The sequence below is a fragment of the Acidobacteriota bacterium genome (assembly GCA_034211275.1).
GTDB lineage: Bacteria > Acidobacteriota > Thermoanaerobaculia > Multivoradales > JAHZIX01 > JAGQSE01.
This window is the reverse complement of the sequence record JAXHTF010000142.1, coordinates 1-17,706: the sequence shown is the minus strand read 5'-3', so window position 1 is coordinate 17,706 and position 17,706 is coordinate 1. Positions and strand designations below refer to the sequence as shown.

General features: G+C 65.6%; 10 protein-coding genes and 1 tRNA gene. 6 read left to right on the top strand and 5 right to left on the bottom strand.

From position 1 onward, the window contains the following. Nucleotides 1-2,812: 2,812 nt before the first annotated feature. The 5 genes from SX243_18565 to SX243_18545 all read right to left on the bottom strand — a co-directional run bounded on the left by SX243_18565 (nt 2,813) and on the right by SX243_18545 (nt 7,190). Nucleotides 2,813-3,271, bottom strand: coding sequence for a type II toxin-antitoxin system VapC family toxin (locus SX243_18565; GenBank protein ID MDY7094981.1), 459 nt, complete (start codon nt 3,269-3,271; stop codon nt 2,813-2,815). Between the two features lie 9 nt (nt 3,272-3,280). Then, complete coding sequence (locus tag SX243_18560; GenBank protein MDY7094980.1) at nt 3,281-3,628, bottom strand: hypothetical protein; 348 nt, start codon at nt 3,626-3,628, stop codon at nt 3,281-3,283. A gap of 654 nt (nt 3,629-4,282) precedes the next feature. After that, nucleotides 4,283-4,359: transfer RNA gene (locus tag SX243_18555), tRNA-His, on the bottom strand. 70 nt (nt 4,360-4,429) lie between these two features. Beyond that, nucleotides 4,430-5,512, bottom strand: coding sequence for an L-histidine N(alpha)-methyltransferase (egtD, locus tag SX243_18550; GenBank protein ID MDY7094979.1), 1,083 nt, complete (start codon nt 5,510-5,512; stop codon nt 4,430-4,432). A 154-nt stretch (nt 5,513-5,666) separates the two neighbouring features. Then, nucleotides 5,667-7,190 (bottom strand): type I 3-dehydroquinate dehydratase, encoded by a 1,524-nt coding sequence (locus tag SX243_18545; GenBank protein ID MDY7094978.1) that lies wholly within the window; start codon nt 7,188-7,190, stop codon nt 5,667-5,669. A gap of 419 nt (nt 7,191-7,609) precedes the next feature. Here SX243_18545 and SX243_18540 point away from each other — a divergent pair, with 419 nt between their 5' ends. The 6 genes from SX243_18540 to SX243_18515 form a co-directional block, all read left to right on the top strand. Continuing rightward, on the top strand, nt 7,610-9,307 hold the full coding sequence (locus SX243_18540; GenBank protein ID MDY7094977.1) for an electron transfer flavoprotein-ubiquinone oxidoreductase: 1,698 nt from the start codon (nt 7,610-7,612) through the stop codon (nt 9,305-9,307). Nucleotides 9,308-9,454: 147 nt separating this feature from the next. Continuing rightward, entirely contained in the window at nt 9,455-9,844 is a 390-nt protein-coding gene (locus tag SX243_18535) for a hypothetical protein (protein MDY7094976.1), read from the top strand. Nucleotides 9,845-10,020: 176 nt separating this feature from the next. Next, the gene (locus SX243_18530; protein ID MDY7094975.1) at nt 10,021-12,507 is read left to right on the top strand and encodes a TonB-dependent receptor; all 2,487 of its coding nucleotides are present in this window, start codon (nt 10,021-10,023) and stop codon (nt 12,505-12,507) included. Nucleotides 12,508-12,662: 155 nt separating this feature from the next. Continuing rightward, nucleotides 12,663-13,043, top strand: coding sequence for a transcriptional repressor (locus tag SX243_18525; protein ID MDY7094974.1), 381 nt, complete (start codon nt 12,663-12,665; stop codon nt 13,041-13,043). Nucleotides 13,044-13,237: 194 nt separating this feature from the next. Beyond that, nucleotides 13,238-15,223 (top strand): CocE/NonD family hydrolase, encoded by a 1,986-nt coding sequence (locus SX243_18520; protein ID MDY7094973.1) that lies wholly within the window; start codon nt 13,238-13,240, stop codon nt 15,221-15,223. A gap of 35 nt (nt 15,224-15,258) precedes the next feature. After that, nucleotides 15,259-17,706 (top strand): glycoside hydrolase family 3 N-terminal domain-containing protein (locus tag SX243_18515; GenBank protein MDY7094972.1); only part of this gene is annotated, 2,448 nt, incomplete at its 3' end.

Here is a 17,706-nt window from a genome sequence, read left to right as displayed (position 1 = left end):
GGGGGACCTGGAGGGGTTGGCGCGGGGGATGGTGGGCCGAGGGGCGGAGGGGGTGTAGCGTTTCGGTGGGTCGGAATGCCGGCGGTTGCGGGAGTTGTTTGGTAGGATAAGACAGTTCTTTGACAGTTGAGGGATTTCTTGGGTCGCCGAAGGCGGTTTCCGGGGATGATTTTGGAGACGGTGACGTTTTTCGTCAACTGGTCCGTAAGTGGCATGGAATCAGCAGGTTACCGAGATTTTTGACGAGAATCGCGGAAATTCACCCCCGGAAGGACGACAAAGGCAATGGAATCAAGTACTTACGAGGGGCCGCTGGAGGCGATTTTTGCCTCCCGGAGGGCGCGGAGAGGCGATTTCGACCTCATCCCCGGAAACGCCCCCGTAACCCCCGTCGCATCAAGCATTTGCAGGGTATGCCCTTGCAGTGCGAAAGGCCAATCTGGGCATGGCGACTGACCGAAAGGGGGTCCGACAGGGCGAAGTTGTCAGCTTGCAGTGCGAAAGGCCAATCTGGGCATGGCGACTCCTCCCCACCGACACGTGTCGAACAGCGAGAACATCTTGCAGTGCGAAAGGCCAATCTAGGCATTGCGACCTACCACCGGCCGAAGCCACCGGAGGAACCAGCCTCTGCGTCTTGCAGTGCGAAAGGCCAAGCTGGGCATGGCGACTTCTTGAGTGGGAACGTGCTGACGGTCAGCAAGGACTCTTCTTGCAGTGCGAAAGGCCAAGCTGGGCATGGCGACTCTCGGCGGGAAGTAGATGGTTATGGTCGAACCCATCGTTACTTGCAGTGCGAAAGGCCAAGCTGGGCATGGCGACCATCCATTCTCTGGCCATATTGATGGCCGAGTCTCTAGATACTTGCAGTGCGAAAGGCCAATCTAGGCATGGCGACTCATAGACGAATTCCGTGCCAACCATCAGACGCAACCATTGCCTTGCAGTGCGAAAGGCCAATCTGGGCATGGCGACTCAGCCAACCTGGCCGGTTGTAGAGCAGAGTAGGCTCTACTTGCAGTGCGAAAGGCCAATCTGGGCATGGCGACTTTCTCTCACTTTGTAGCAGGTAGACTGCGCCTAAGACTGCCTTGCAGTGCGAAAGGCCAATCTGGGCATGGCGACCTTTCTCTACTCTAATGGTGTCGATAGCCACATTATTCTGAACTTGCAGTGCGAAAGGCCAATCTGGACATCGCGACTTCAAGAACTTCGCTCCGTCTTCAATCACTACTATGGCCGTGCAGTGCGAAAGGCCAATCTGGGCATGGCGACCACGAGGGATGCGTCAGTTCGAGACCGTTCCTAGTATCGGCTTGCAGTGCGAAAGGCCAAAATGGGCATCGCGACTTCCTGCCTCTCTTTAAGATAAGCGACCACTTCGTCCATCTTGCAGTGCGAAAGGCCAAGATGGGCATGGCGACTTCTGGCGCCCACAAACGCTAGCTTCGGCGGCGAGGGCTTGCAGCGCGAAAGGCCAATCTGGGCATGGCGACCTTTCTCGAGCTATCGTGATGAGCATTATCCCTGCTGCTTGCAGTGCGAAAGGCCAACCTGAGCATGGCGACCACAGGGTCGCGTGGATGCCGCGGGTGTCGATACATGCTTGCAGTGCGAAAGGCCAAGATGGGCATCGCGACCACAGGAGGAAGACATCCTCACGGGTACGCGGCGAATCCTGCAGTGCGAAAGGCCAAGATGGGCATTGCGACTTCTAGACGGTTGACATCCCAAAGATGCCGAAGGCGAAGACCTGCAGTGCGAAAGGCCAAGATGGGCATCGCGACTTCTGTGGGCCTCCCCGTAACTGCACAGCCACGTGTCGCTTGCAGTGCGAAAGGCCAAGATGGGCATCGCGACTTCTGCTTGAATTCTCGGAAATCCCGTATGGGGCCGACTTAGAGTGCGAAAGGCCAAGATGGGCATCGCGACGAAGGTCCATCGAGAGGCTCAACAGTCACTTTGAACCGCCTTGCAGTGCGAAAGGCCAATCTGGGCATTGCGACCAAAATGGCGATGAGTGCTAGCACAAGAGATATCTTGCGCTTGCAGTGCGAAAGGCCAATCTGGGCATGGCGACACGATGATGTCACCGGTGAGGCGCCCATAGACGTCGTTCACTTGCAGTGCGAAAGGCCAATCTGGGTATTGCGACTGACGGTTTCTATCTCCGAGGGCTGAGTGTCCGTGGTGACAGCTTGCAGCGCGAAAGGCCAATCTGGGCATTGCGACTCATAGCCCCCGCGCTTCTCGTCGTAGCTCCACTCTCTTGCAGTGCGAAAGGCCAATCTGGGCATTGCGACCGAGAGCCCGTGCAGAGTGTGATGTTCTTCACGTCGAGTTCGCAGAGCAAAAGGCCAAGATGGGCATCGCGACTCTGTGACCAGTACGTCGTGCGTCGGAGTTGGCCACCGAAGCTTGCAGTGCGAAAGGCCAAGATGGGCATCGCGACTCAAGGTATGGAGTTCCTTCGCCGAGGTTGCAAGCGATGAATCTTTCAGTGCGAGAGGCCAAGATGGGCTGAGCGGGCGCCAGCCCACCGGAAGCAGCTTCGGCGAGGCTGCAACTCTCACAGTCCGGCACCGCGTGGATGCCCGTGTCCGCGGGCATGACGAAGGCCTGAGAAGGGGCCGCCGGATGAATCCGGCCTCCGGAGTCTGCTCTTTAGGATTGGCGCGCCCCGCTGGAGCGGGGCCTGGGCGGCAACGTGCTCGGGAGCGGGGTGGTTCCCACGGTGGACCGTGGGAACGAGGTGCCGAGGTGACGAGGTGGATTCCGGCGACGGACGATGCAGCCGTTGATTTTCTCTCTGCTAGCCGTCAGCGCTGCGCCAATTCTCCACCTGCAGCTGTGGCTCCAACTTCCGAAGCGTGGTGAAGAGGTGATCTCCGCTGACAAGAATCGCGGCGGTTTCGAGGGCTGTGGCGGCGAGCAGGAAATCCGAGGTGTGGCGGCTCACCGCCTTGGCGCTAGCACCGACTTCCCGTTCATACCGCGCACGCAACTCGCCGTAGAGCTGTGCCCCGTTGAGGGAAAGGGGCAGAATCTCAAACACCTCGAGGAAGGTCGTCCAGGTTCGACGGAGGGCGTCCTGCAGATCCCCTTGGGCTTTGGCAATTCCGTGCTGGTACTCGTAGGCCGAGACCACCGAAATCGCCACCCGGTCGGCTGCGTCGAGGGCGGTCAGCCGTTGCCGCACCACCTGAAAATACGGCCGGGTGCGATCTTCCAGCGCTGTCAGGATGTTGCCGTCGAGCAGGTAGAGAGCCATGAGCAGAGGTCAGAAGGTCAACCGGCACTCTGCCAGGAGATCTTCCGCCTCCTCCGAGCGACCATCGAGAAAGCCTTCCTGATCCAGGCGCTCGGCAAGGGCTTGCCAGCGAGTCTTTGGCTTGCCGGAGGAGGTTGCCTGGGTACCAGCCCTCCCCGAAGCTTGAAAACCGTACCGCTCCAGCTTGGCGACAAACTCGGTCTCTGCATCACCGGTTAGCGCCGCGGCCTCCCGGCGAGAGATCCGCCCCTGCTGGTAGAGGCCTCCGACGATCAAGTAGCGCGCACGCTCCGGATCGTCGCGCAGCTCCGCCGGCAGCGTTGCGGTTTCGGGAAAAGTCACGGTGATGGAGCTCATGGAATCACTCTTCGGGTACTTGATCAGGTGCGGACCTGCAGCGACGCAAAGGCCGCCGGGCAGCCGCTCGACTTCTCTGGATAATACCAGAGCCCCGAAGAACGCCACCTCGCTGACAGCGAAGAGCCAGCATCCAAGCCGTCCACCGTCCGCCCATACTGGCCCTCCGACACTGGCCACCGCCGCTGGGGCCGGGCACGATTGAGATGAGGTAACGACCGCAGGCCGGACGAGGTTCCGGAAATGTGGCTTCTCAACGCCTCACCCCGGACGAGGTCGAGCGCCTCATCGGAGCCGCCAGCCGGCGGGGGGCGGCGGGGTTGCGGCAGCGGGCCTTGATCGCGGTGCTCTACTACGTGAGGGCTGCGGATCGCCGAGGCGCTGGAGCTTCGGCCACGGGATCTCGATCTAAAGAGCGGAGCCGTCAACGTGCGGGATGGCAAGGGCGGGAAACAGCGGGTGGCTGCGTTGAAGCTCGCTTGATGTCGCCCCGAGCTGCGCTATCGTTGAAGTAGCGTCGCAAGCTCGGGCTTGCCTCACCACACCCCGAAGCAGTGTCGCGTTGCACCCCATTTGCACCCCATTGGGGATTTTGGGGCTCCGGCGCCGTTCCGGGCGATTCCCGTAACTTCTTTGTAGAAAGGAGGTTAAGGCTGGTACCGAGGGGCGGGCTTGAACCGCCGACCTCCTGATCCACAGTCAGGCGCTCTAGCCAGCTGAGCTACCTCGGCACAGAGGCGAAATGGTACTGGTTTCTGTGGGGGTGTGTCAAAGGGTCCGTAAGTGTTGGCAGGGCAGGAGTTAGACGGCTAGGAGGAGGTTCTCGGAGAAGCGGTGTTGGGGGTCGTGCCAGCTGTGGGCCAAGCGGAAGCCGGTGGCGGTGGCCAGGGCGGTGAGTTGGTCGCGGTCGTATTTGTGCGAGCTCTCGGTGTGGATGGTCTCGCCAGCGGCGAAGGAGACGGTGAGGTCGAGGTCGCGAATGTGGACCTGCTGAGCCTCGAGGCTCTCCAAATGCATCTCCATACGGCTGCGCTGGTCGTTGTAGATGGCGCGGTGGGCAAAGCGGGGGACGTTGAACTCACCCCCCAACTCGCGGTTGATGCGCACCAGGAGGTTGCGGTTGAAGGCGGCGGTGACGCCCAGGGCGTCGTCGTAGGCGGCCTGGAGGATGGCGCGGTCCTTTTTCAGGTCGGCGCCCAGCAGGAAGGCGTCGCCGGGGTGGAGGATGGCGCGGATGCGGTGCAGGAGGGCGACGGCGGCCTCGTCGGTGAGGTTGCCGATGCTCGAGCCGAGGAAGATGACGGCGGTGCGCTGGCCCTCGGGGGCGGGCTCCCCTTCCCCGGCGAGGAAGCGCAGGGCGCGAGTGTAGTCGGCGGCGAAGGCGGTGATGGAGAGGCCCGGGAAGGCATTGAGGAGCTCGTGGGAGGAGCGCTCGATGATCGACGCGGAGACGTCGATGGGCAGGTAGTGAAGCTCTCCCTGACGCTGCAGCAGGACGTCGAGGATGCGCTTGGTCTTGGTGGAGGTACCGCTGCCCAGCTCGACCAACCGCAGGGGGGACGGCAGGAGCTCGGCGATGGCCTCGCCATGGAGTTGTAGCAGCTCCGCCTCGGTGCGGGTGAGGTAGTACTCCGGCAGCATGGAGATGGCGTCGAAGAGGATCGACCCGAGGGCGTCGTAGAGATATTTGGGCGAGAGATTCTTGGGCTCCTCGGTGAGCCCGCGGCGCACTTCTTCCCCCAAGCTCTCCTCGGCGCCGTCGTGCCCCAGCAGGTGGAGGTCGAAGCGCGAGGAGATCTTGCGATAGCTGGAGCCGGTGCCCTCGGAGGGAAAGCCAGCGGCATCGGACGACGGGGTGGCGTCGGAAGAGGTCACAGGGGGCATGCCTTTCTCGAAGATTCCTGAGATCCGGATTGCCGGGTTCCGAAGTCCTGAGGAGTCGAGTTCCTGAAGACCCGGGCGATCCCGGGGACGAAAGCAGGTTGTGATTGAGAGTCGATGCGGTTGTCGTCGCCCCAGTCCTCGGACGGACGGGGGCTCAGAGCTTGGGCCGTCGCGACTTGAGGTCTAGGGTAGCATCCGTGTCCTGCAATCCGAGGATTCGCCGAGCGGGAGTCAAGGGCAGGTCGTGGCCGGTCATCAGATGCAGCTGTCCCACCGCCTGGAAGAGCAAGACTTCACGGCCGTCCACCGCCTTGAGCCCTCGCTGGCGGCAAGCTTGTACCAGCGACGTCGGGGTCGGGCGGTAGACCAGGTCCACCACCACCGCGTCGGGACTCAGGAGCTCCGGATCGAAGGGCAGGGGATCGTCGTCGCGGCGGCCCAAGGAGGTCGCGTGAACCACTACCTGGGCGCCGGCGGGATCCCAGTCGGCGAGAGGGACGAAGGGCAGCTGGAGGTCCTCGGCGGTTTCTTCTCCACGCTCGACCCCGCGATTGACCAGGGTCACCCGGGCTCCGGCCTGCACCAGGGCCACCGCCGCCGCCCGGCCGGCGCCGCCGCAGCCGAGGACCGCCGCCGGCAGGCCTGCCAGGCTCTCGCAATGAGCCTCCAGAGGGTCGAGAACTCCATCGGGATCGGTCATCTCCGCTTCCCACACGCCGTCATTCCACACCAGGGTGTTGGCAGCGCCAATGCGTTCCGCCAGCGGGCTGGAGGCGCCGGCCACCGCCAGAGCCACCCGCTTGAACGGCGCGGTGACGCTCAATCCGCGCACCGGCAGCCCCACCGCCGGCAGGATCTCGCTCTCCATCACCTCGATCCAGAAGTCGCCGAAGGACTCCGGCTCGAAGGATAGGTAGAGCGCCGGCAGGCCGAGGCGGCGGTAGGCGTCGTTGTGCAGCCGCGGCGAGAGGGAATGCCCCACCGGATTGCCGACAATGCCGTAGAGGCGCTCCACCGGCGGCAGGTGGGGCAGACCAAAATCCTGCACCAGGCGCCGGATGGACCATTGGCCGGGGGCGCCGGGGACCTCGCCGGCGGCACCGTAGACCACCGGTGCGCCGAGGCGCGGAGCCACCAGGCGAGTCCAGGAACCCTCGGCACCGGTGGCGAAGGCCACCAGGTCGTCCCGCTGGAGGTGATGGAGGAGCAGGATGGGCTCCAGGGCCTGGCCCGGCTGGCGGGCCTCGGGAATCATCTTGTAGAGCGCCGCCGGCGTCTCGGACATGGCCTGAAACCGCCGCCGTAGCGCCGGTTCGAGGGTCGGCGGGCCGTGCCAGGAAAGCACCCGCTGAGGAGCCGGAATGGCTTCCAGCACCGGCGCCTCCAGATCCCTCTCCACCTCCAGATCGACGTAATCGTAGGTCTCTGCGGCGGCCCGCAGGCGCTCCCGGCGCTGCTCCGGCGATCCGCGGAAGACCCCTCCCTCTTCGTTGCTGCGCAGCGTGTAGAGCAGGCGGCCGTCGAAGCGGTCCCGCAGCCAGGAAGCCTCCAGATCCCCCACCAAATCTCCCCGCACCTCCAGCCAGGCGGCGGTACCGGAAAGGGCACGGATCTCCTCGCCGTCGGCGGAAGGACGGGTGGTGAGGGTAGCGACGAGCTGGGCCTGGCGCGCGGTCACGATGAGGATTCGGTGGGAGGTTGCAAGAGATCTTTCGTCATGGGTCCATGGCCGGCACCGAACTTACGGTGAGCATCAGACTGCTGCCGGCCCGCTGCTCGGCGGCTCGGCCGCTGAATGTCCCAGGCCGAGGAATCGGGCCGAGGCATCGGACCGAGGAATCGTGGGGGCATTAGAGCTTGCGGCAGGAGGCGCTGTCAACCACCCCATGGCAGCCTCTGCAAGGGGTTCCCGTGGGCCCGCGGGCGGTCCGGGAAGAGATCTCACGCAGGCTGCACGGCCTCCGGTCCCGGAGCTCCATCGTGTTAGCATCTTTGGGATCTCCCACCGGCCGAGACGGTCCGCCGTGGACAGATTCATCATCCGCCCATTTGCCATCAGAGGCCGCCACGCAAGGCCACCACGAGAGGTTCGTTTGTATGAGTGACGTAGAGCGCGAAGTCCTGGATATCGACGTGCTGTTCGTCGGCGCGGGGCCGGCGAGCATGGCCGGCGCATACCACCTGGCCAAGCTCATCGAAGGCCATAACGCCACCGCCGGTGACACCGGCGCCGAACCCATCGAAGTAGAGATCGCGATCCTGGAAAAGGGTCAGGAGATCGGCGCCCACGCCCTTTCCGGCGCGGTGGTGGATCCCAAGGCCTTCCAGGAGCTGTTCCCGGAGGATTGGCAGGACGCGCCCTTCGAAGCGCCGGTGGAGGACGAGAAGCTGTGGTGGATGACCGAGAAGAAGGCACTCTCCATGCCCATCCCGCCGCAGCTGAAGAATAAGGGCAAATACGTCGGCTCCCTGGGCAAGCTCCTCAAATGGATGGAGGGCAAGCTGGAGGACGCGGGGGTGGATATTTTCTGCGAGTTCCCCGCCACCGAAGCGTTGCTGGAGGACGGCCGGGTCATCGGCGTCCGCACCGGCGACCGCGGCGTCGACAAGGACGGCAAGCCCAAGGCCAACTACGAGCCCGGGGTGGACGTGCACTCTCAGGTGGTGGTGTTGGGAGAAGGGCCGCGAGGCACCCTGGCCAAGCAGCTGGACCAGAAGCTGGGCCTCAGCGAGGGCAAGAATCCGCAACTCTACGCCCTGGGCATCAAGGAAGTTTGGGACGTACCGGAGGGCCGGGTGGCGCCGGGGATGGTGATCCACTCGATGAACTGGCCCCTGGGCTTCGACACCTTTGGCGGCGGTTTTATCTACGGCATGGAAGGCAACCAGGTCATCGTCGGTCTGGTGGTGGGGCTGGACTACAAGGACCCCCTGCTCGATCCTCACGAGCAATTCCAGCGTTTCAAGACCCATCCTTCGGTACGCGAGCTGCTGGACGGCGGCACCATGGCGTTCTACGGCGCCAAGGCGATTCCGGAGGGCGGCTGGTGGTCCATGCCCAAACTCTGGGGAAACGGTTTTTTGCTCTGCGGCGACACCGGCGGCTTCCTCGACAGCCAGCGCCTGAAGGGCATCCATCTGGCCATGAAGTCGGGCATGCTGGCGGCGGAGAGCATCTTCGAAGGCCTCAAGGCCGGCGGCGTCGAGGAGCAGCACCTCGCCACGTACCCGCAGAAGGTGGAGGCGAGCTCCATCAAGGATCAGCTCTACCCGGTCCGCAACTTCCACCAGGCCTTCGAGAAGGGGCTGCTGGGAGGCATGGTGCAGGCGGGCCTGGGGATGATCACCGGCGGGCGCGGCTGGGGCCTGTTCAACCGCCTGGACGCCAAGGCCGGCCACCAGCACATGCAGCGCCTCGACCAGCCCGGCGGCCCGCCGCGGGAGGACCAGCGCCACCGCCTGTCTCCGGACGGCGAGCTGACCTTCGACAAGCTGGCGGACGTCTACAACTCGGGCACCGGCCACGAGGAGGATCAGCCGGTGCATCTGCTGGTCCACGACACCAGCATCTGCGAGGACCGCTGTGCCCGGGAATTCGGCAACCCCTGCGAGCAGTTCTGCCCGGCGGCGGTGTACGAGATGGTGGAGGACGCCGACACCCCCTCCGGCAAGCGCCTGCAGATCAACGCCAGCAACTGCGTGCACTGCAAGACCTGCGACATCATGGATCCCTACCAGATCATCACCTGGGTGCCGCCGGAGGGCGGCGGCGGGCCGAGCTACAGCAAGATGTGAGGGAGTTGGTTCCCGCGCTGGAGTATCGGAACCAGTCCTTGGACCAGTCGTCCTCGGAGATGCGAACACCGTCCCGCAACCACCGAAAGCTGTCGTATACTCATTAGAAGGCCTCGACTCTGAGGCCCCAGCGCTGCGCTGAGCATTATGAGAACCCTGCGCCATAAACTTCCCCATCTGGCTCCGCTGACGCTGCTCGTCGCGGCGCTGCTGCTGCTGGGGTCGGGTTTCGAGCTGCACCCTGAGCATTGGGGTCTGCAGCATGGTGTTCAGCATGCCGCTGGGACCGGCCAGACCTACCTGGAGACCTGCCACGACGCCGGTGAGCAAAGCCGGCACGTCGAGGCGGCGCGGCCGGCTCACCGGCAGGATTGCGCCGCCTGCCTGTTCCGGCTACAGGTCTCCGGCGGCGAGCTCAACGCCGCCCCCGAGCTTTACTCTCCCTCCGCCGGCGGCGATGCCGTCGCCGAGGTGCGCCGCGGCCAGCGCGCCACCAGCCTCGATCTCCGCATCCCCCGCGGACCGCCTCTCGCCTGAGTCTCTTTTCCGCTGAGCCCAATCCTAGCGAGCCCTCTTGCCCGCGGCAGCGCCGCCGGCCGAGGAGCTCCAAGTCCTCGAGCCTCGATGGCTCCGCGGGCGCCGATGGCCGAGCTTCGGTCCTCGCCCCGCCGACTCGACTCATCAGCGCACGACTCAGTTTTCGGAGGCAATTCATGCACCGTTCCTTTCATCGTTCTTCGTCGCTCCGCCAGGGCATCCCGTCCACCCCCGTTCTCCTCGGTGTCGCCGAGATGGGCGCTGCCAGAATCTTTTCCCTTCTGGCGGCCCTTCTCCTCGTCCTTCCAGGCCTGCTGGCGGCAGCCCCGCCGCCGCCGCCGGAGGTGCAGCTCGGCGCCATCGAAGGCCGGGTGCTGGACGAAGACGGCGAGCCCATTCCCGGCATCGAGGTCCAGCTCCTGGACCTGCGCCGCACCACCCTCACCGGGAGCGACGGCATCTTTCGCTTCGACGACGTCCTCCCCGGCGATCACCTCCTGGAAGCCAGCAGCCGCGAGAGCGGCAGCGGGGTCCAGCGCATCGAGGTGGCGCCGGGGGAAACCGCCAGCGCCGAGCTGCGGCTGGAGATCTCCCACTTCCGCGACACGGTGGTGGTGAGCGCCAGCGGCGACGCCCGCAGCCGCCTGGAGCTCGCCCAGGCCACCACCATCCTCAGCGGGGACGAGCTCGGCCAGCGGCTGGAGCCGTCCCTGGGGGAGACCCTGGCCAAGGAGCCGGGAATCAGCTCCACCTCCTTCGGCATCGCCGCCAGCCGGCCGGTGATCCGCGGCTTGGGAGGAGACCGGGTGAGCATGCTCGAGAACGGCCTGGGCACCGGCGACGTCTCCAGCACCAGCCCGGACCACGCGGTGAGCATCGAGCCACTGTCGGCGGAACGCATCGAAGTCCTGCGCGGCCCGGCGACCCTGCTCTACGGCTCCAACGCCATCGGCGGCGCGGTCAACGTCATCTCCGGGCGGATTCCCCTCTACCGCAACGATCAGGCCATTGGCGGCTTCGTGGAGATGCGCGGCGCTTCCGCGGCGGATGAGCGCACCGGCAGCGTCAGCCTGGACGGTGGCAGCGACGACTGGGCCTGGCATGTGGACTTCCAGCGCCGGGACACCGAGGACTACGAGATTCCCGGCTTCGCCGAGTCGGCAGCGCTCCGTGCAGAAGAAGAGCACGGGGACGACGACCACGAAGAGGATGAGCACGGCGAAGAAGAGGAGGCTTTCGGCTTCGTCCCCAACAGCGATCTGACCTCCACCTCCGGTAGCGTCGGTTTCTCCCATTTCTTCGGCGACACCGCCGTCATCGGTTTCTCGGTCTCCGGCCTGGACAACGAGTACGGCCTGCCCGGAGGTCACGGTCACGGCGAAGAAGACGACCACGGCGACGACGACCACGGGGACGACGATCACGGGGACGACGATCACGGGGACGACGATCACGGCGAAGAAGAGGAAGAAGGACCGGTGCGGTTGGATCTCAAGAGCCGGCGAGCCGACTTCCATGCCCAGATCACCCGTCCCATGGGTCCTTTCAGCGGCCTCAAGGCCCGCGCCGGGGTCACGGATTACGAGCACGTCGAGCTGGAAGGGGACGAGATCGGCACCTTGTTCACCAACGATTCGTGGGAAGCGCGGGTGGAGCTGGTCCAGAAGGAGCGGGGTAACCTCAAGGGATCCCTCGGCGTCCAGCTCAAAGCTCGAGACCTGGAAGCCATCGGCGAGGAAGCCTTCCTGCCGCCCTCCGACACCGAGAGCCAGGCGATCTTCACCTTTCAGGAGCTCACCCGCGGCGAGATGCGCTACCAATTCGGCCTGCGCTACGAAAACCAGGACGTGGGAGTCGACGTTCCCGGTCTACCGGACCGTTCCTTCGACGGCCTGAGCAGCTCGTTGGGGCTCGTCTGGCAGCCCTCCGGGCAGGAGAACAACGAGGGCTGGGCCCTGGCCGCTTCGCTGGGACGCTCGGTGAAACTCCCCAATTCCGAAGAGCTCTACTCCGACGGTCTCCACGTCGCCACCCAGAGCTTCGAGCTCGGCGACGCGAACTTGGAGGAGGAAGTCAGCCTGGGCCTGGAAGTGGGTCTGCGCAAGCAGAGCGGCCGCCTCACCGGCGAGCTCAGCGTATTCGTCAACCGCTTTGACGACTTCATTTTCCGGCGCTTCACCGGCGAGGAAGAGGAAGGCTTTCCGGTGGTGCAGTACAGCCAGGCGGACGCCGAGTTCCGCGGTGCCGAGCTGGACCTTCGCTATGGGCTCTGGGAAAGCGGCACCCATCATCTCGACCTGGAGCTCTTCGGTGACTACGTACGCGCCGAGCGCCGAGACGAGAATCGGCCTCTGCCGAGTATCCCGCCGCTGAGCTTCGGTACCGGCCTGCACTACCACAGCGGCCCCCTCACCGCCAGCGTCGAGGTCCGGCGTCACGAGGAGCAGGACCGAGTGTCGGAGAACGAGACTCCCACCGACGGCTACACCCTGCTCAACGCCAGCTTCGGACATCGCTTCCTGTTTGGAAACCAGGTGGTGGACGTGCTGCTGCGGGGTCACAATCTCACCGACGAGGACGCCCGCAACCACGTCTCGGTCCTCAAGGACACGGTGCCGCTGCCGGGCCGGGACTTCAGCCTCGCCCTTCGGTTCTGGTTCTGATCCCCCGAAGTGCTTCTTCCTCGGCGGCGGGTCCTCCGTCGCCGAGGAGGTTGTACGACTCCTGGACTTCTCCGCTGCAATTGTTATTATCCGTGTTCGATTCAACGGTCGCTTTCTCTCGAAGAGAAAATTCTCCCTTAGATTATCTTTTTATAATGCCTACGACACGAAAAAACACACAGCAGCGCCAAGCCATCCGCTCCGCCCTCCAGGAGGCCGACCGGCCCTTGAGCCCTACCGAGGTGCTCGAAGCAGCCCAAACGGAAGCGCCGACCCTGGGCATCGCCACCGTCTACCGCAATCTGCGCACTTTGATGGAAGACGGTTGGCTGCAGTCGGTGGGACTGCCGGGCAACCCGGACCGCTACGAGATCGCCGGCAAGGAACATCACCACCACTTCCATTGCCGCGGCTGCGACCGCCTGTTCGAGGTCGCAGACTGCCCCGGCGATCTGCAGAGCATCTGTCCGCAGGGCTTTGCCCTCGATGACCACAAGATCATTCTCTACGGTCATTGCTCCGACTGCTCCGTCTGAGCAAGCGAAGCTCCTAGCGAGCGGATCCCCCAGCAGCGTCTCTCCCCGACCGGCGGTTCCGCCGGATGCTGCCCCTTGCCCGCTGCCTCCGGACTCTGCGACCATACGGCAGCGCTCGTACGCTGCACTGACCTTGGCAGAGCTGCCGGCCTTCCCATGAGCGGGCCCGCCGGCTCCTGCCCGGAGGAAATTCGATGCCCGAATCGTCCCGTGACCGCCGACGCCGGCCCTCATCCATCTTTCGAGAATCCCTCATCCAGCCGAGTCCGGCGCTAATTCTCAGTCTCCTTCTCGGTCTCCTCGCGGGCTGGGCCCCAGCCCTCCCCAGCTACGCCCAGCCGCCGGATCCGGAGCGGGGCGCCTACATCCGCGCTCATTACACCAAGAGCGAGCACCGCATCCCCATGCGCGACGGCACTCACCTCTTCACCGCCGTCTATCGCCCCAACGATCTCACCGACCAGACCTACCCCATCCTGCTGCTGCGCACGCCCTACGATGTCGGCCCCTACGGCGCTGACGCCTACCGGGACCGGCTGGGGCCGGCTCGGGAGTACGAGGAAGAAGGCTTCATCTTCGTCTACCAGGACGTGCGGGGGCGCTGGATGTCCGAGGGCACCTTCGTCAACATGCGTCCCATGGCCTCGCGGCCCTTGGCCCCCGGCGCCATCGACGAGAGCACCGACACCTACGACACCATCCAGTGGCTGCTGGAAAATGTGGAGGGCCACAACGGCAAGGTGGGGATGTGGGGAACCTCCTACCCGGGCTTCTACGCTGCCGCCGGCGCCGCCTACTCCCATCCGGCGCTCAAAGCGGTATCGCCCCAGGCCCCCATCGCCGACTGGTATTGGGACGACATGCACCACCACGGGGCGTTCATCCTGCCCCTGGCGTTCAACTTCTTCTCCCGCTTCGGCCAGCCACGGCCGGAGCCCACGGATCAGCCGGGAGTCCGCTTCCACCACGGCACCGCCGACGGCTACCAGTTCTTCCTCGACCTGGGGCCCCTGAGCAACGTCAACGAGAAGCACTTCAAGGGCGAAATCGAGTTCTGGAATCAGATCGTCGAGCATCCCAACTACGACGACTTCTGGCAGAGCCGCAATCTCCTGCCCCACCTCAACGAGGTGACGGCGGCGATGATGGTGGTGGGCGGCTGGTACGACACGGAGGATCTCTACGGCCCCCTCAACGTCTACCGCAGCCTGGAGGAGAAGAACCCCGGCACCTTCAACATGCTGGTCATGGGACCGTGGCCCCACGGTGGGTGGTACCGCACCGACGGCAGCTCTCTGGGGGAGGCGGACTTCGGGTTTTCCACCTCCAAGTACTACCTCCAGAACGCGGAGCTTCCCTTCTTCCTCCACCACTTGAAGGACACCTCACCGCCGGCGCTGCCGGAGGCGCTGGTCTTCGAGACCGGTGCCAACCGCTGGCGGACTTTTGACGCCTGGCCTCCAAAGGGAGTGGACGAGCAGCATCTCTACCTCCGTGCCGACGGCGACCTGGCCTTCCAACCGCCGACGGAAACCGGCACCGAGGCTGCCGATTCCTACATCAGCGATCCCGACAAGCCGGTGCCTTACACCATGGAGATCACCACCCGCTGGGCGCGCAATTACATGGTCGAGGACCAGCGGTTCGCCGCCTGGCGGCCGGATGTGCTGGTCTACCAGAGCGAGCCTCTGGAGGAGGATCTGACCCTCGCCGGCCCCCTGGACGCGGAGCTCTGGGTCTCCACCACCGGCACCGCCTCGGATTGGGTGGTCAAGGTCATCGACGTCTATCCCACCGACGAAGCCGAGTTCCGCCCCGACGACGGCCGCCGGGGCCCCCGGGGCGACGGCGAGCCGGATCTGCGAGGCACCCAGCGCCTGGTGCGGGGGGAGGTCATCCGCGGCCGCTTCCGCAACGGCTACGAAACCCCCGAGCCTTTCGAACCCGGCGTCGTCACCCGCGTGCCCCTGCGCCTCCACGACGTGCTCCACACCTTCCGCCGCGGTCACCGCATCATGGTGCAGATCCAGAGCACTTGGTTCCCCTTCGTCGATCGCAATCCTCAGAGCTTTGTGCCCAATATCTTCAAGGCCACCGCCGACGACTTCGTCACCGTCACCAACACCGTCCACCGCTCCGCCGAGCATCCCAGCCGCATCCGCGTGGGCGTTCTGGACTGAGCACCGGATCGACCGCAGATGGAGGAGGTATCGACATGAACGCTGCAATCGCCCCAGGAGCTCCCGCTCTGAGACTCGCCCTGGCCCTGCTGGGGGTTCTGGCCCTTCTGGGGGCTCTGGCCCTGCTGGCGAGCCCGGCACCGGCCCTGGCTGAGGAAGCCACCGCGGAGCCCGCTCAGGAGCTCGACCTCGAAGCGCTAGTCGGGAGCATGACCCTCGACGAGAAGATCGGCCAGCTCAACCAGATCCCCGGCGGCCGGAGCAAGAACCTCAACTCCCGCATCGACGCCGGCGAGCACGATCGCATCCGCCGCGGCGCCGTGGGCTCCTACCTGCATGTCGCCGGCGCCGAGGTCCTCGGCGAGCTGCAGCGGGTGGCGGTGGAAGAGTCGCGGCTGGGCATCCCCCTGCTCTTCGCCATGGACGTGGTCCACGGCTACCGCACCATCTTTCCGGTGCCGCTGGCGATGGCCAGCACCTTCGATCCGGAGCTGGTCCGGCGCACCGCCCGGGCAGCGGCGGTGGAAGCCTCCGCCTCGGGGCTGCATTGGACCTTCGCTCCCATGGTGGACATCGCCCGGGACGCCCGCTGGGGACGCATCGTCGAAGGCGCCGGGGAGGATCCCTACCTCGGCGCCCGCATGGCCGCCGCCCAGGTGCAGGGCTTCCAGGGCGAGGACCTCGCCGCCGCCGACACCCTCGCCGCCACCGCCAAGCATTTCGGCGCCTACGGCGCGGCCATCGGCGGCCGAGACTACAACTCCGCCGACCTCTCCCAACGGACCCTGGAAGAGATCTTCCTGCCCCCCTTCTTCGCCGCCCAACAAGTGGGTGCCGCCTCCTTCATGACCGCTTTCAACGACGTCGGCGGCGTCCCCACCACCGCCAACGGTGAGCTGTTGCGGGATCTGCTGCGGGATGGCTGGGGCTACGACGGCGTGGTGCTCAGCGATTGGAACGCCGTCGCCGAGCTGATCGACCACGGCGTCGCCGGCACTCGCCGGGACGCCGCCGCCCTGGCCCTCGCCGCCGGCGTCGACATGGACATGTCGAGCCTGGCCTTCTCCCAGCAGCTGGCCGCCGCGGTGCGGGCCCGGCCGGAGCTCGAGCCCCTCCTCGACCAGGCGGTGCTGCGGGTGCTGCGGATGAAGCAGCGCCTGGGGCTCTTCGACGATCCCTACCGCTACCACGACCCGGCGCGGGAAGCCACCGTGATCCTCAGCCCCGAGCATCGCGCCTTGGCCCGGGAAGCGGCGCGGAAATCGGTGGTCCTGCTGAAGAACGACGACGGCCTCCTGCCCCTGGACCCGGACCTCGAGAGCCTGGCGGTGGTGGGTGCTCTGGCGGACGACGGGCTCTCCGCCCTCGGCTCTTGGCGCGCCCAGGGACGGGCGGAGGATGTGGTTACGTTGGTCGCCGGCCTCCGAGCAGCGCTGCCAGGTAAAACGATTCACTTCGTACCCGGCGCCGACTCCCGCAGAGGCGACACCGACGGAATTCCCGCCGCCGTGGAGCGGGTGAAGGGCAGCGATTTGACCGTGCTGGTGGTGGGCGAGGACTACGATTGGAGCGGCGAGGCCCGCTCGCGCTCGGACCTCGGTCTCCCCGGCGCCCAGCTGCCGCTGGCCCGGGCGGTGCTGTCTCAGGCGCAGGAGAGCGGCAAGCCGGTGGTGGTGCTGCTGCTCAACGGCCGGCCCATGACCCTGCCGTGGCTGGCGGAGCACGCCGGCACCCTGGTAGAAGCCTGGCTGCCGGGGGTCGAGGGCGGCCACGGCATCGCCGACGTGCTCACCGGCAAGGCCGCCCCCGGGGGCAAGCTCCCGGCCTCCTTCCCCCGCACCACCGGCCAGGTCCCCCTCTACTACAACCACCTCAACACCGGCCGCCCGGCGCACCCGGATCCGGAGCGGGACACCGCCCGCTACATGGACCTGCCCATCACCCCCCTCTTCCCCTTCGGTCACGGCCTGAGCTACGCCGACTTCGTCTACTCACCGCTGGAGGTGCAGGTGGCGGAAGACGGCACGGTGACGGCTTCGGTCACCGTCACCCACGCCGGCAACGGGACTGGCGAGCACCATGCTGAGGAAGTCGTCCAGCTCTACGCCCGGGATCCGGTGGCCCGGGTCGCCCGCCCGGTGCAGGAGTTGCGGGGGTTTCACCGCCTCGCCCTGGAGCCGGGAGAGAGCCAGCGGGTGCGCTTCCAGCTGCGGCCGGAGCAATTCGCGATCTACCATCACGGTCAGTGGGTCGTGGAGCCGGGGGAGATTCTCCTCAGCGTCGGCTCCTCGTCGGCGGATATCCGCGGCCGCGGCTCCTTCGTAATCGAAGCCGCGAGCACCAGCAGCATCCCGCCGGCGGCCATTGCCACGCCCTCCACGGCGACTCCTGGAGAGCTATCGGAAGGCGGCGATACCCATCCCGCGGGCTTGATCCAAGCCTACGCCCCCAGCTTCCATCGGCTGATCGATGTCGGCGCTGAG